General features: G+C 53.9%; 11 protein-coding genes. 4 read left to right on the top strand and 7 right to left on the bottom strand.

Annotated features, from left to right (window positions below):
• Nucleotides 1-459: 459 nt before the first annotated feature.
• From BBD41_RS12515 to fabF, 4 genes are all read right to left on the bottom strand, one after another.
• Nucleotides 460-1,581, bottom strand: coding sequence for a stalk domain-containing protein (locus BBD41_RS12515; RefSeq protein ID WP_099477783.1), 1,122 nt, complete (start codon nucleotides 1,579-1,581; stop codon nucleotides 460-462).
• A 200-nt stretch (nucleotides 1,582-1,781) separates the two neighbouring features.
• Nucleotides 1,782-2,666 carry an anti-sigma-V factor RsiV gene (gene rsiV, locus BBD41_RS12510; protein ID WP_099477782.1) on the bottom strand — a complete coding sequence of 295 codons (885 nt, stop codon included), beginning with the start codon at nucleotides 2,664-2,666 and terminating at the stop codon, nucleotides 1,782-1,784.
• Nucleotides 2,666-3,178, bottom strand: a complete 513-nt coding sequence (locus BBD41_RS12505; protein WP_099477781.1) for an RNA polymerase sigma factor SigV — start codon at nucleotides 3,176-3,178, stop codon at nucleotides 2,666-2,668. Before BBD41_RS12505 ends, rsiV begins: the two co-directional genes overlap by 1 nt.
• 201 nt (nucleotides 3,179-3,379) lie before the next feature.
• Complete coding sequence (gene fabF, locus BBD41_RS12500) at nucleotides 3,380-4,624, bottom strand: beta-ketoacyl-ACP synthase II (RefSeq protein WP_099477780.1); 1,245 nt, start codon at nucleotides 4,622-4,624, stop codon at nucleotides 3,380-3,382.
• A 145-nt stretch (nucleotides 4,625-4,769) separates the two neighbouring features.
• Between fabF and BBD41_RS12495 the strand changes: the two genes are divergently transcribed.
• Nucleotides 4,770-5,615 carry a helix-turn-helix transcriptional regulator gene (locus BBD41_RS12495; protein WP_099477779.1) on the top strand — a complete coding sequence of 282 codons (846 nt, stop codon included), beginning with the start codon at nucleotides 4,770-4,772 and terminating at the stop codon, nucleotides 5,613-5,615.
• Between the two features lie 813 nt (nucleotides 5,616-6,428).
• A complete protein-coding gene (locus BBD41_RS12490) occupies nucleotides 6,429-6,788 on the top strand; it encodes a DUF3221 domain-containing protein (RefSeq protein WP_077570231.1) in 360 nt (119 codons plus the stop codon).
• 261 nt (nucleotides 6,789-7,049) lie between these two features.
• Here the strand turns inward: BBD41_RS12490 and BBD41_RS12485 are convergent, their stop codons facing one another.
• From BBD41_RS12485 to BBD41_RS29795, 3 genes are all read right to left on the bottom strand, one after another.
• Nucleotides 7,050-10,010, bottom strand: coding sequence for a DEAD/DEAH box helicase (locus BBD41_RS12485; protein WP_099477778.1), 2,961 nt, complete (start codon nucleotides 10,008-10,010; stop codon nucleotides 7,050-7,052).
• Nucleotides 10,007-11,659, bottom strand: coding sequence for an SWIM zinc finger family protein (locus BBD41_RS12480; RefSeq protein ID WP_099477777.1), 1,653 nt, complete (start codon nucleotides 11,657-11,659; stop codon nucleotides 10,007-10,009). The genes BBD41_RS12485 and BBD41_RS12480 overlap by 4 nt, the downstream gene beginning before the upstream one ends.
• A gap of 302 nt (nucleotides 11,660-11,961) precedes the next feature.
• Nucleotides 11,962-12,132, bottom strand: a complete 171-nt coding sequence (locus BBD41_RS29795) for a hypothetical protein (RefSeq protein WP_157929295.1) — start codon at nucleotides 12,130-12,132, stop codon at nucleotides 11,962-11,964.
• 318 nt (nucleotides 12,133-12,450) lie between these two features.
• On the opposite strand from BBD41_RS29795, the gene BBD41_RS12475 reads away from it, so the two are divergent.
• Complete coding sequence (locus tag BBD41_RS12475; RefSeq protein ID WP_077570225.1) at nucleotides 12,451-14,256, top strand: sensor histidine kinase; 1,806 nt, start codon at nucleotides 12,451-12,453, stop codon at nucleotides 14,254-14,256.
• Complete coding sequence (locus BBD41_RS12470; RefSeq protein WP_099477776.1) at nucleotides 14,253-15,815, top strand: response regulator transcription factor; 1,563 nt, start codon at nucleotides 14,253-14,255, stop codon at nucleotides 15,813-15,815. Before BBD41_RS12475 ends, BBD41_RS12470 begins: the two co-directional genes overlap by 4 nt.
• Nucleotides 15,816-15,823: the final 8 nt, after the last annotated feature.

The following is a 15,823-nucleotide window of genomic DNA, read 5'->3' as shown; positions in this document are numbered from 1 at the left end:
ATTTTCAACAATATGAGTTATTCATATTGTAAATAAAACATATATTGGCTATATTGTCCATGAGAATTACCATTTTGATACAGTTAAATTAAGTTCTTTTTACCCATTTCTTTAATCCTATTTAGCTTTACAAACCAAAACGGAACATTGCGCCATCCATAATATCTTGATCCATTCAAATATAGCGCATGGTAATGTCCTTGTCTGAATGATTTAAGGGATATTGGACCAACGTGATATCCTTAGTCTTCTGGTACATACGATATTCAAAAATTACCATTTGTATGTTTATAATGATGACGGTTCGGAAGGTGCCTTAAACATCGCCGTTTCCTCGAAGGAATAAGAAGTTTAATAGGCGTTTTGGGCGTGAAAAAAGACCGCCTGGCGCAAATGAATGCGGGCGGTCTCTTGATGTAATGTAATATGAGGGCGTGTTGAAGGTCTAAAGCGCGTTTTTTATTTTCCTGCGAGGGAGATTGTGATCTGACCGTGCTTATCTTGGCTGACCTTCAAATTCAGAATGTCGGACAGGAACTCAAGCGGCACGTATACGTGTCCGTTTCTCATCTCCGGTGCCGCACCGAGCTTGCGGGGAGCTTTTTTTCCAAGAAAGTAGCTGTCTTTGTTCAAGCTGATGGAGCTCCATAGGGCTCCTTTGGAAATATCGGCGGCTTTGCGTTTGCCATTCCAAGCAACGTCGAACTGCAGCTGGCGCAGGGCGCTTGCCAACGGCACCATGATCTTGCCGTCTTTGCCGATGTAATGCTTGCCGGAAGGAATGATCGATTGGACAGCTCCGTGCACGTCGCCCTCACGGTCCGGAAGCTTCACGGCAAATTCGGGCGTGCCGGTCGATCCCGGGGCGATGCTGTATTCTTGGAACACGATGTACGCTTTGCCGCCCTTCACGTAAAAGCTCTGCTCGGGATCTACACCCTGAAAGCCGTCCTCCCCTTCAAAATAGCGCTCTTGGTCTGCAGCGATCGCGGATTTAATATGCGCATCCAAAATGGATGGGTACTTACTGCCGAACAGGTCTGCAAGCGTTACGCGCTTCGCTTCGGCCTCATTCGTGAAGTTGTACGTATCGATACGGGTATCCGGATTGTTCATGCCGGTCCCCTCCGTCGTGATTTTCAGGGAGACCAGACCGTTGTCCGAGCCGTCTGATGTCAGCTCATATTGAATCAGCAGCTGGTAGGGATGCATGGCGTAGCCGTTCTTTTGGGCCAGAGCTGCGGATGCCGCGGCCTCCTGTTCCCATTTTGCGAGATCCTTGAAGGCATGGGATTCAATGATATCGTTCAGCTGATCCTGATATTTGGTGTCGGCGAGCCCTTGGAATACGGGAATGGTGATATCGGCCTCGAGCCATTTCTCGGTGGATTGGAGCGTCTTGCTGGTAACCAGCGGCGCGGCAAGCGCGGGAGCCGTGATCTGTCCGTTGCCGGAAGTGGCCTGGGCCTGTGCATGGACATGAGCGGAAGGAAGCCCGGAAGCAGACACCATCAGAATGCCTGCCAAGCCGGCGGCGGCCAAGGTTTTGGTCCATTTTGTTGTATGCTGCATCGTTTTCATCGTCATTACCTCCTGGTTATTAAAAAAAGATCTAGTCGTAAAGTAGTTGATACACATAGGACTATGTCCACCGTGAATCGCTCGAGGCGATTTGCGCCCCCCTTGCGTGGTGCAATTCATGTTGTTGACCGACCTTCGACTTGTGACGCCACACGGTCGGCTGTGGAGCTATTGCGCGGTACAAAACAGCTTCTTATTTGTTATTTGATATACTCGTTGCTGACGAGCAAGTCCTGGATCGCCTCCGTCGGAATCGTGAATTCCACAACGCCCATGTAGCCGGGCGCTACGTCATATTCATCGAAGCTGATGACCAGCTTGCCGTCCTGATTAATGTAGAAGTTCTGATCCTTCGCGATGCTGCGGAACATTTCCTCTTCCGGCATATCCGGCTCGGTGCCCGGTTGTTGAACCCAGTAGACCTTGTTAGGGTCGTCCTTCATCTGCTGACGCATTTGCTCTTTAATATTGTCGCTGATCGCTTGGATATAGCGGTCGTCGCTGAAGAGGCTCGGCAGCGTAATGACGATGTGATTGATTTTATCGATCGTATCGTATTTGCGGGATTCGGCGGATGATCCGGCCGATTCAACAACATAACGGGAGAGGGTCAGCAGCCGATCCGTATCGGTGACGACTTCATAGCCGCTTTCCAGCCCGAGATGCCCGCCCCCGCCTTTTTCCAGCTGAGCCACTTCATCCTTGAAGTCATCGTACAGCTTCATGTTTTCCTCCAAATACTTGGTATTTAGGGACTGTTCCAGCTCAGGATCGCCGGTGCCGGCAATGCCGGGCGTTTTAAGGTGCACATCGGTGTTTTCGTTCTGCTCGGCATATTCCCGGATGGTGATCACCTTGACGATCTTCCCGAGCACCGGCACTTCAGACAGCGCCTGGGCGAAGGCCGGGCTGGCGTTTACACCGGCAAACAGCAGGATGCATGCAGCCGCGGCGCTGGCGAGCCAGGGCATGGCCTTTATTTTTTTTCGCCGGGAGGCGATCGTTCTGTTCACCATCTCGTTTAATTCATCGGGAATAGGAATGGACTCATACTCCTGCTTCATCCTATTCAGCTTGTCATGCATTATCGTCGCTCCTCCTCTTGGTCTTCCTCGCTCATGTTCAATCGCAGCTTCTGCAGTCCTTGATAGAGCCTTGTTTTCACGGTACTGAGATTCTCATGGAGCACTTCAGCAATTTCTTCGATCTTCATATCTTCAAAAAATCGGAGGATAATCACGATCCGGTATTTGTCCGGCAGTTCATCCAGTGATCTTGCCAGGTCCAGATTCGGATAATGGTCTTGGCTGCTTGGCAGCACGACCTCCAGTTTTTCATCGTCCATGATTTGGACTTTTTTCTGTTTTCGTATGAAATCCAGGGATGTTGTCACAACGATCCGGAAAAACCAGCTTTTTAATGAACCCGTATGCTTTAGGTTTTCCATAGACATGAACGCTTTGTGGATGGCGTCCTGTACGATGTCGAGGGCATCCTCTTTGTTGCGGACATAGCTGTAAGCCAGTCGGTACGCCCTTTCCTGGTTTTCGGTGATGCATTGGATTAGAAGCTTCTCCAGCTTCCGGCCGCCTCTCATGTAATCAGACACTCCTTTGGGCCCGCGCGGGTAACCATCAATTGCAATTGCCTTACGGAAGCAAGACGTGCGAGTGGTTTGAAAAGTTTGATTAGCTTAAAAAAATTTTTGGTCTGCTGCGACCGTCCACGATTTAGCAGGCAGAGAAAGCCGCGCAACAAGCAAAAGACCCCAGCTTCACCGGGGTCCTAACGCTAATTTCTATTTACTTTCATATTTTTGGATAATAATTGCGGAATTATGCCCGCCGAAGCCGAACGAATTGGAGATGCCGATCCGCAGACCATCGGAGCGTCTGGCCCGGTTCGGTACATAATCGAGATCGCACTCGGGGTCGGGTGTTTCCAGATTGATGGTTGGCGGAATGACGCCCTCTTGTAGTGATTTGACGAGCGCGATCGCTTCGATGCCGCCCGAGGCGCCAAGCATATGGCCGGTCATTGATTTGTTGGCCGTGACCGGAATGCGGTACGCATGCTCCCCGAATACCTGCTTAATGGCGGCCGTTTCCGAACGGTCGCCGATGGCCGTGCTCGTGGCATGGGCGCTGATGACATCGATATCGGCCGGCGAAAGCCGTGCTTCGGCAAGCGCAGCCCTCATCGCCCGGGCAGCTCCCTCGCCATCCGCAGGGGTTGCAACCATATGATAGGCATCCGAGCTGGCGCCGTAGCCGATCACTTCGCCAAGGATGGGAGCGCCTCTGCGCTTGGCATGCGTAAGCGACTCCAGGATCAGGATGCCGGCGCCCTCCGCCATGACGAAGCCGTCGCGATCCGCGTCGAACGGACGGCTGGCGCGGGCGGGATCGCCTTCCCGGGTAGAGAGGGCGGTTGCGTTCGCGAAGCTGGCGACGGATATGCCGGTCAGAGCCGCTTCCGTACCACCTGCAATGATGACATCCGAGCGGCCAGCCTGGATGTGATAAAAGGCCTCGCCGATGGCGGTGTTCCCGATCGAGCAGGCGGTCACCGGAGCGAGCGTCGGCCCTAGCGTCCCGTACCGAATGCTGATCATGGCGGCAGCCATGTTGGGGATCATCATCGGCACGAGCGTAGGACTTATTCGCTCCGGCCCTCGCGTGGCCAATGTTTCGCTTTGATTCATGAGCGTCTGGATGCCGCCGATGCCGGAGCCGACGTAGACGCCCATGCGCTCCCGGTTGACCTGGGTCAGGTCCAGCCCGGAGCTGGACACGGCCTGATCGGCCGCTGCCAAGGCGAACTGGCAGAAGCGGTCCATACGGCGGGCTTCCTTCGCGCCGAATCGCTCGTTTGGATCAAATCCTTTGACGGTGCCTGCTATTTTCACTTTATGCTTTAAGGTATCAAATGTATCGATAGGCGATATGCCGGACTCTCCCCGGGACAATCTCGACCAGAAGGTTTCGGTGTCATTGCCGAGCGGCGAAATGACGCCCATGCCCGTAATTACGACTCTTTCCATAAGATGTCAGCCTCCTCTAAGACTTTATATCTTGTCTTGCTTAAGGCTATAATGGCACTAGTTGTATCCTATTACAAGATAGTGTTTATCCTAGTATAATTACTGCTATCCTGAGCTGGATAGCGGGGAGTAAGGGGGGATAGGTATGAATTCCCAAGTCAGGCTGCAGGCTCTATCGGCGTTCCTGAAAGGCCAGCGTGCGAAAATATCGCCGGAATCCGTCGGCTTGCCGCCGGGTACGCGCAGAAGAACGCCGGGATTGCGCCGGGAAGAAGTGGCGCAGCTGGCCGGCGTCAGCACCACCTGGTATACATGGCTGGAGCAGGGACGGGACATTCAGGTGTCCTCGTCCGTGCTGGATTGCGTTGCGAATGCGCTGCAGCTGAATGCGGATGAGCGGCGGTATTTGTACTCCCTGGCATTCGAGGGGGGCGGGGAAATGTACCCGGCTCAGCAGGAATCCGTTCAGATCAGTCCTTCGCTGCAGAAGATCATGACGGAGCTCAAGCTGTGCCCTGTCGTGATCTCCGATCGGATGTGCAACATCGTCGGGTGGAACCGGGCCGCAGCCATTGTATTCCTGGACTTCGAACGGATTCCGCCGGAGGAGCGGAACATGATCCGCCTGCTGTTCACGCGCCGCGAATTCCGGCGGCTGGCCGTGAACTGGGAGCAGTTCGCCAGCGGTTATCTGGCGATGTTCCGGTCCTACTACGGACAATATGTCGGAGATGAATGGTATGACCGATTTCTGGAAGAAATGAAACGGAAGAATCCGGATTTTACCCGGATGTGGGAGGAGAGCCAGGTCAGCTACGCGCCGGAGGTGCATCTGGAATTCAGGCATGCGAAGGCCGGAAAAATGGTGTACGAGCTCACCTCGCTGAAGGTGTACGGGAATGCCGACCTGCGCTGCAGCATCTACACGCCTGCACCGGACACGAATACGGAAGCGAAGCTGCGGCAGCTGATGGAGGAGATGGGGAGTTGAGGATCCGTTTTCAGTGTAACTCAAAAAGTTTCAGTTATTTGGAAACTATAAAAAGAGCCCTCACCGCAGCGAACGGTGAAGGCTCTAAGGAACAAAGGCTGTGCTAACACCACGGCGTCGCAGTTAAACTTGATATCTAGCAGGAAAACCTACCGAAGGCGGCCAACTTATCAAGACTTTTTTCATAAAAAACGAAGTGCATGTATTTATCGCGCCTCGTTTTTCATTAGCGTTAATTACTTTTAAAGTGGGTTTGATGACTTATAAATTGTAAAGTCTGTTCCAAAATATTCAGCTACCTTACTTGTTTTTGCAGCATATCCCCAAGAGAGTGTACTAGTATCTCCACCACCACTATGAACGCCTAATAATACTTCTCCAGCCCAAGTAGTTGCGCCGCTGTCACCGGGTTTAGAATAATCTGTGGTATTACCAGTTGCATATATTTTTACAACGTCCTTACTGTAACTCCTGTTACTTCATCTTCATAACTTGTACTCGTTTCCTGTACCTGTCCACAAGTATAATTAGTCGTAATTCCTGCCTTTCACACATACTGATTCATTAAGAAAGAACCTGAGTTGGTATATTTCGCATCATAGTAAGTCACAGCATTAGCAAATATATAGTTTGATATCTTTCTACCTGAATTAGTTACATTGATTAATCCAATGTCGAAACCGCGGGACTGAAAGTAACTCACATGGTCAGTACCTACATTATTACTCCACTGTCTTATTATCGATCCATCACCATTAAGACAGTGCCCAGCAAGGCTCTAAATTTTATTTCACATCTGTGAGGAGGTTTATTATGAAAAAAATAATTCTGTTTATTTTAATTAGTATCTTTATATTAGCCGGCTGTTCAAACAAGGATGAGAGTGAAGAGTATCCAGTTTACGAAGGTACTGTAGTATATAAAACAGATCAAAATGACCTGTACAAACTTTTTGTTCTTCAAAATATTAGTGAGGAAGATTTGAAAAAAGGTAATCTTGAGTATTTTGTGAAATTAGCACAAGACCAACCGGAAGCTTCGTACTATTTGGTTGAAAAAGAGACTTACGAATCAATTGAAGTAGGACAAAAAGTAAAAATCACTTCTGGATTTGACCAACTAGAATCATTTCCACCCATTAGATTCGTTAAGAGTATTGAAAAAATCAATTAAGATACTCCTCAGTAGAGAAAATTCGCAACAATGTCTCCCAAATCAAAGAGCAGCAGCCGGTTCAGACGTTGCCTGACCCCACTGCTGCTTACAATGATATATCCGATCTTCTGATCGCCTGTCCCACCGAAGGCCCCCAACCTATGCGGTGGGTTTTCGCTTGTTTGGCTCCGACGGAACCAACGGTACAGATTCCGTGGTGCGATGCCTCGGCTATCCATTCACTTTGCCTATACCTAGAGTACAGGGCTTCCTGCTCGCCTACACCCAGTCGCGCCGCAGCGTGAACAGCTCTTTCAATTCATCGGTGGAGAGCTCGGTAATCCAGCCTTCGCTGCTTGAGATGACCTGATCGCTGAGCATCTGCTTGCTCTCCAGCATCTCATCGATCCGTTCCTCAAGCGTTCCCATGGAGATGAACTTGTACACCTGGACATCCTTGGTCTGGCCCATTCGGTAGGCACGGTCCGTTGCCTGATTCTCAACAGCCGGGTTCCACCAGCGATCGAAGTGGAATACGTGGTTCGCGGCGGTCAGGTTGAGACCGACGCCGCCCGCCTTAATCGACAGAATCATCACATTCGGCTGTTCTTCCAGCGGCAGCGACCGGGATTGGAACCGCTCAATCATGCTGTCCCGGGCCCGCTTGGTCGTGCTGCCGTTCAGGTACAGCACCGGCTCGCCAAGCTCTTGCTCCAGTACCTGGCGCATCATCTCGCCCATGCCGATATATTGGGTGAAGATCAGGCAGCGCTCGTCTTCTTCCCGGAGCTCCTTCACCATGGACAGCAGCCGCTCCAGCTTGGCAGACCTGCTCACGATCGCATCGGTGTCGAGAAGCCCGCCCGTTCCCGGCAATTCGGGAAGCGGCTCTTTCGTCAGCAGAGCAGGATGATCGCAAAGCTGCTTGAACTGCGTCAAGGCGGCCAAGATCGCGCCTTTTCGCTCGATGCCCTCGAGCTTCTGCATCCGCTCCAGCAGACCGCTTACCGTCTGATCGTACAGGGCGCCCTGCTCGGCGGTCAGATGAATATAGGTCTTCATCTCGTTCTTCTCCGGCAAGTCGAGCTGGATGGCCGGATCCTTCTTCTTGCGCCGGAGCATGAACGGCTTGATCAGCTTCTGCAGCTCCGCCGTGCGCTGCTCGTTCTTGTCCTTCTCGATCGGTTGAATGAACCGCACGGTAAATCCGCGGAGACTGCCGAGATATCCCGGATTGATGAAATCGTAGATCGACCACAGCTCCGAGAGGCGATTCTCGATCGGCGTACCGGTCAAAGCGACGCGGTGCCTTGCGGGAAAGCTTCGGACTGCGGCAGATTGCTTGGTATCGGCATTCTTAATGTTCTGGGCCTCATCGATGCCGATGGACTCCCACTTGACGTCCCTTAACAGCTCCTGGTCCAGCGTGGCGGTCGCATAGGAGGTCAGCACGATGTCGGCATCATAGGCCATCCGATAAAATGCTTCGCCGCCGCTTCGCTTGCCTCCGTAATGAAGCATGACCCGCAGCGATGGGGCGAAGCGCTCCAGCTCCTTCTGCCAGTTGCCCAGAACCGAGGTCGGGCAGATCAGCAGCGATGGAAGCGGCTCTTCGCCGCGCTGCCGCACCGTGTCCTTCACATGCAGCAGGTAAGCGATGAACTGCACGGTTTTACCAAGGCCCATGTCATCGGCAAGGCAGGCTCCGAGGCCGTAATGCCGCAGATAAGCAAGCCATGCAAAGCCGTCCCGCTGGTAGGTTCGAAGCTCGGCCTTAAGGTCGTGCGGCACGGGCAGCTCCGGCCACTCTTCCTGCCGGCCGAGCCGACCGATCAGCTTCACGAAATGCTCGTTAAGCTCCACCTCGAGCTTCACCCGATCCGCATCGGAGGAAGACGCCTCGGCAGCTTCGGACGTCTCTGCTTCCTCGCTGCTGCCCAGCAAATGCAGCTGAAGAATGTCCTGGAAGGACAGTCCTTCTTCCCGGTTCATGCCCGCCATCATCTGACGGATCTGCGCGACGAGGGCCGGATCGAGCGGAATCCATTCCCCGCGGAACCGGACGAGCCGTTCGTTCCGGGCGACCAGGTCGGCGAATTCGGCCTCGGTCAGCGTGGATTCCCCGATCGCGATGCGCCAATCGAAATTGACCAGCGAATCCAGGCCGAATAAGGAGCCGCCGCTGCTTCCTCCGGCGGTCTCGCCTTCGCCTGCGCGCACCTTGGCCCGCAGCTTCGGCTTCTTCCGGCGCGCTGCTTCCCACCAGGCGGGAAGCAGCACCTGCCAGCCGGCTTCCAGCAGCCGCGGACTGTCGGCCGTCAGAAACTGCCAGGCGGCCTCGTCGGAGAGGGGCTTGCCGAGCACCTGGTCTCCATGGTCGTAAAAGAAGCGGTTCGGCAGTGCCGCTCTCAAGCTTCGGAGCCAGCCGGGAGAGCGCTCGGCGATATGAGCATTCCAAGTGTCCGGCCAAGCACCGTACGCCGTTCCGTCTTCCGTCAGCCTTACGCCGGTAAGGGCCGCCGCGTCCTGCTTGTCCTGCAGCACAAGCGCAAGACGCCAATTCGTCTCCTCTTCATCTGGCTCAAGCAGCTGAAGCAGCGGACGGAAGGGAGCGGTATCCGGACGCCATCCGATGGAGATGAGCCAAGCTGCCGCGTCCATGCCGGCTGACGCCGCCCGGTGCGGCGTGAAGAGCAAGGGATACTCTCTGCGCAGATCGGCTGCCGCTTCTTCCGTTCCATAGTATAGGCGGTGAACATAGGCCGAGAAGGAAGCGTGCAGTCCTTCATTCCATGTTTCGTCCGCGCACAGTAAAGCGAGCTTCTCCTGTCCCTCATGCGTCAAAGCCTGCTCATCCCACACCCACTGGAGCCTTCCGGCCTTGTAGGCATCGAAATCGGGAACGAAGCGGCGGTCCCTCGCGCATGCAGCAAGGGCAGGGGCCAATTCGATAAAGGGAATACAGGCTTCGTCCCAGAGCCATTCGATATGTTCCAGCAGCTGCATGTCCGCAAAGAACGGAATGGCCTGTTCAGCCGGCAGTATGACGACCTCGATACCGGAGACGGATTGGACCGTGAGCTCCGTGCCGTAGAAGGAGTCCTCATGCCAAGCAAATAAGCGATGCTTCAAATACGTTCCGGGTACATAGCCCTGCATCAGAGTCGAGCCGTAAATCACCGCGTCCCCGTATTCGCTTATAGCCATATGAATCGTGATGGTTTCGGTGTATTTGCTCATGATATCAGATTTCCTCTCCGCAGTTCTTCTTGAAATGCGCGCAGCCTGCTGTTGCGGACGGACAGGGAAGTGATGAACAATTCCCAGCGTTCCTGCTGCTTAAGCTTCTTGTACAGCTTGGCCAATCGCTTCAGCAGCTTGACGGCAGCTTTGTAGCCGTCCCGGTTCTTATGAAGAATATAGCGCTCGACCGCCTGGTGGTAAAACGGCAGCAGAAGCTCCGGCGCATGCTTCTCAACAGGCGCAAGGTCGCTTACCCTGAGCTCGAGGGGTTCTCTGCCCGTGCTCAGCTGATAATCGATCCATTCCCGCCAGCGTCCGTGGGTCATGAGTGCATTCTGGTAAATATGCTTGGAATATGGGAGCAGGGAGGCAAGGCAATTCCACATGCGCTCCGCCGCTTCCGGAACATGCTCGATCACCGCATCCCAGTAGTCCTGGTAACGGCTGAGATGTTCGCTGCGATGGCTGCCGAGCAGCGGGCCGATCTCCGGAAGCCAGCGGGCGAGCCGTTCCCACTCGGAAGCCGAGTCCAGCATATGGAAGAAGCCCAGCACGAATTCGGCAGAGAGGGTGCTGAGCTTGTCCGCTTCCCGGAGCAGCTCCCAGGCCGCCTCGTCTTGTCTCATATAGAAGTGCATCAGGCTCTGCGACGCCAACCATGCCGCACGGGAGAGCGATGCGCCGAAATCGCCTTCGGCCGCCTGCAGCTCCCTAAGCTCATCCGCATAGATCTGCTGATTGTCCCCGTAAACCGGGCTGATCCAGTAGATCCACAGCTGCATATAGATCTTGGCAAAAAACTTCCGATTCCTCGGCTCGGCGAGCATGCTCCTGCGGATATACGTCTTGGTTTCGTCCAGGCGCTCTCGAAACGCCTCTCCCGGCTCATTGTCTTCAAGACCGTCTTTAAAAATCCGCCCGATTTGGTCCTGGATGTGGTCAGCTGCCACTTGGGTGTGGTAGCCGATATAGGAGCCGGAGGAATTCCAGGCGTTCGCCGGCTGCTTTACCAGCTTCTCCAGTACAAAGAGATGGGCATGCAGCCTGTACAACGGTTCTAAATCGGCAGGCAGAGGCGGCTTGATATGGTGCAGAGAGGCCAGGGCGTTTTTGGCGTAAAACGAATTTTGGGTGTTCGTTCCGAGCGAAGCCGTGCAAATATCGAACAACTCATGCCATGCCGTTACAGGCAGGGCGGGCAGCTGCTCCGCCTTGTCCCTCCATTTCGGGGAGCCCGGTGCAGCTTGCCCTGCTGCAGCCTTAAGCCGGGGGGAGCTGGAAGAGAGGGGCGCGCTAGCCCAGGCCATCGAATGCGCATTGACGAGGGCATGAATAGACCGCCCTTGCTGCTGGGCGTAATCGAGCAGGACGGCTGCCATATGCTTGCATGCCCCTTCAACAGGGCATGAGCATGCACTGTCGCTCAGAGCATCGACGTGGAGCCGCACCTGATAGGGTTCCGCATCCGAGCCTTGGACAAGGGCATCGATTACCCCGGAGGAAGCGTCAGACATCTCGCTTGAGCGGACGCGGCCTTGCTTGAAATATTGAAAGCCTCTCTTGATCGTGAGGTCGCTGAAGGTCTGGGTCGTTCGCTGAATGAGTTCCTGCCACTGCATATCATCTAAAGTCAGGTATGAATTCATGTTCGCATTGTCTCCTAAGAGAATTAATATCCGTGTATCCATTTAATCTATCATATTCACGGAAATGGCGAAACAAGGCCAAGAGGCAGAAAAGGCGGCAAGTCCATAGCATGCATGAAACAAGCGGCTGAAGGGAGGATGGCAGCTGGAAGCCATGGGGGAGAAGAGAAACGTACGCGCCTAAGGGAGCTCCGTACCCTTCGCAATCGGCAAAAGCGCGCGGCAAGCAGCGGCAGGGAGCTCCCTGGGTTTAGGCAAGCCTTCCAAAAGGTACTTGCATGTTATTCGCCGTCTGGTTTCTGTTAAAAACGACGGTTCTTCTTGTCATCAATATACAGCTCAACCGCCGTGATGAGCCGGATCAATAGCTTGATCAGAAGAAACAGCGCATAAAGGCCAAGCACTACGAATAGCCCCTGAACAACTAATCCGATAAGTGACCAGAAGGCAAATGGGGAAAAACCCATGCTCACAGTGCATCACCTCCTCTAACAGAATCAACATCACGAAAAAAACATGAAAGCATACGAAATTCGCGAGTAAACGGCGCTTGCTTATATTGCATATTTCTGCAAAGCGAAACGGTTTATGATCGATTATAGATGCAGCGCCGAAGGGAACGTTTATTTTCTCCCCTAAGTCTTTATTACCATTTACTTGAGACTTAAGAATCCTCTAAGATAGGTTATAAACTTGGTGGATGTCGACCGTTGTCCAATTTTGTAGTAACCGCATACAAAGATAACTAGCCTTACGGACCCATTCCCTAGGGTATAAATGAGGTGAACACATTGCAGCAATGGCTTGGGAAATCATTAAAGCATAAATTATCGCTGCTTATCATTATTACGACGATGGTTCCGTTGCTGTTTCTCGGCTTTTTCTCCTTTTACATGGCGGAAAGCCTGACGGAGGAGAAGGCCAAAATCACGGGCATGAACACCTTGCGCCAGCTTGAAGCGTATCTCGATACGATGGTGAAGGATGTTGAGAACATGTCGCTGTTTTTGATCGGCCATAACGGCGTGCAGTCCTATCTGAAGTCGTCCGAGAGCAATTACGTCCAGCAGACGACCGTCATCAACTTTTTGACCAATCTGGCGTTTTCCAAAGACTACATCGCCAACATTATCGTGGAGCCGCTCGGCAATAAGGACCCGATCTCCCACAAATCGCTGGTGCGGTCCGAGTTCAAGGACATTACGGAGGAGATTCCGGATTATTACGCGCAGCATCCGAAATGGTGGTCCTTCGTCCACCGTCAGTGGACTTTTGAAGGGGTCAGGAAGGTGATCACCCTGGCAAGGCCGATCCGCAGCACGGATAAGTACAAGCCGATCGGCAATTTGCAGATCAACCTCGATCAGGCGGTCATCGCGAATCAATTCCGGCAGGCGGTGCTGGAGAAGAGCGGCTTCGCGCTGCTTCTGGACGAGCAGAACAGAATCATCGTCGGCCCGCCGGATATGGAGACCAATCTGACGCTTTCGGATTACTATCCTTCCATCGGCGAATTTGAAGGGGACAGCGGCAGCATGGATTACGGCAAGGACGAAGACAAGAAGACGATTCTATATAAAAAAATGTCCAGCGTGAACTGGAAGCTCGTCGGCATCATCCCGTCGCAGGAGTACCGCTCGCAGAACCAATACTTCCTGAAGCTTACGGCGGTGGCGGTCACCGTGGCCGTCGTGTTCGTGATCGTGCTCGTCCTGTTTCTGATCCAGAAAATTACGAACCCGCTGTCCGTGCTCGCAAAGTTTCTGAAGAACTCCAGTCCCGAGGAGCCGCTGCCGGTCCTCCCGGTCAAAACAGTGGACGAGGTCGGTCAGCTGATTATCAGCTATAATCGGCTGAGCTCGCGGATCGTGAAGCTGACCGATGAAGTCAAGCTGAGCGAATCGCTGAAGAAGGAGGCGGACATGCACGCGCTGCAGGTGCAGATCAATCCGCATTTTCTTTACAATACGCTATCCTCCATTCACTGGCTGGCGCTGATGAATCAGGATGTAAAGATTGCCGAAATGGTGGGCTCGCTCAGCGACTTTTTGCGGTTCAGCCTGAATAACGGCCAGGAATACTGCACGATTCAGCAGGAAATCGCGCATGTTCGACATTATGTGAATATTCAGAAGATCAGGTATCCGGACAAGTTCGAGTTTGACGTCCGCGTGGAAGAGAGCTTGTATAACCGGACGATGCTGAAGCTGCTGCTGCAGCCCCTCGTGGAAAATTCCATGCTGCATGGTATTTTGAGCCGGGAAGGCCAAGGGACGATAACGATATCCGGGGAGCTCGTACCTGGCGGTATTCGCTTCACGGTGGAGGATGACGGAATCGGGATGTCCCCGGATCGCCTCAAATGGCTGCAGGAGCAATTGATGGAGCATCCGCAGCAGCAAGACCGGGAGAAAGCCGGGCGCGGCAGCTACGGACTGCGCAATGTGCATAAGCGGCTTCTTCTCCATTACGGACGGGATGCCGGCTTGGAGATCGAAAGCACGGAAGGCGCCGGAACCCGGGTCCTGTTTACCATACCGGATACGGTGGAGGACAACGGCCATGAAGGAAATGACAAAGGGGATGATAAACCTTGAAGGTACTGATCGTTGATGACGAAGTGATCATTCGCAATGGTCTAAGCACGGTGATTCAATGGGCGGAGCATGGCTATACGGTGCTTCCCCCCGCGGCTTCGGCGGAGGAGTCCCTTCAGCGGATTCCGCTCGAGATGCCGGATATCATATTTACCGACATCCGGATGACGGGCGCAAGCGGGCTCGATCTGGCTCATGAGGTTCGGCAGCATTATCCCGAGACCGAGATCATTATCATCTCCGGCTATGATGAGTTCGTTTATGCCCAGCAGGCGATGCGGGAGGGAGTCAGCGATTATCTGCTCAAGACGAGCAGGCCGGCCGAAATCATCGAGGCGGCCAATCAGGCGAGGGCGCGGATTGAAGCGCGCAGGCAGCATCATGCCAAGGGCATGGAGCAGGAGGCTGCCGTGAACCGCAGCTTTCTGCGAAGACTGCTTGCAGCGGGCTCTTCGCCCGATGAAGCGAGCATCGCGGAATTGTGGAACCGGTATCCCCGGCTTCGCATCGAAGCGGGCAAGTCTCTTCTCATATGGCTGCTGTCCATTCAAGCGATGGAGCAAGGGGGGGAAGCGTCCCGGCCGGCCGAAAGCAGTGCATCCCTCGGCTCCATGCTCGCCGAAGAGCTTCCCTGCGCCTGGATTGAATGGAACGGCGCGCTGCTCGTTCTCGCAAGAACCGAGCCTGGCGTCCCGGACCCGGTGATCGCTGCGGTCCGGGCATGGGAGACCCGGCACGGCTGCCGGGTCTTAGCCGCAAGCGGGCGGCCGGTTCATGAGGCCTCGGAGCTGCATATTGCCTTGGCTTCGGCTGAAGAAGCCGCCTCCTATGGATGGCTGCTCGGACATGAGCGGAGCATCCGCTATGAAGATATCTCGGGCCGTAAAGGGATCCGAACCGTATGCACGCAGGACGAAGAGGCGGAGCTCGCTTCGCTGCTTCGTTCGGGACAGGAGCCGGCTCTGTATGCCTGGATCGGGCGTTTGATCGAGCGGATATCAAGCGATCCGGAGGCTACCCCGGGATCGGTGCAGGCATATCTGCACTCCCTGCTCATCTACGCCCAGCGCTGGCTTGAACGCGCGGCGGCCTCTATCGGGCATTCCACCCCGCTGGCTTCCGAGGAGCCCATCCGTTTCGGGGAGTTAAAGATTTCGCCGGAGAGCGTGCTGACCCGTTATCTCGGGATGATCATGAAGCAGTATGGCGAAATGGTATCGGCAACGACGCCGGTTCAACGGGCGATCGCCTACATTCACGAGCATTTGGGCCAAAGCCTGTCGCTCCAGCAGGTCGCCCGTCATGTGCACATGAATCCGAACTATTTCAGCGAGATGTTCAAGAAGGAAACCGGTCAAAATTATATTGAATTCGTCACCCAGGCGAAGCTGCGGAAGGCCATGGTGCTGCTTCGGGAGACACCGGCCAAAATCAGCGAAATTGCCAATGAAATCGGCTATGAGGACATCAAGTACTTCAACCGGCTGTTTAAGAAATGGACTGGGCAGACTCCATCGGAATATCGGGCAAATCCTGAATTTTGTCCCTCTATGGACTGAAGTATATC

The sequence above is a fragment of the Paenibacillus ihbetae genome (assembly GCF_002741055.1).
Classification (GTDB): Bacteria; Bacillota; Bacilli; order Paenibacillales; family Paenibacillaceae; genus Paenibacillus_AQ; species Paenibacillus_AQ ihbetae.
Note: the sequence above shows the minus strand (reverse complement) of the source record. Positions and strands in the feature narration are given on the sequence as shown.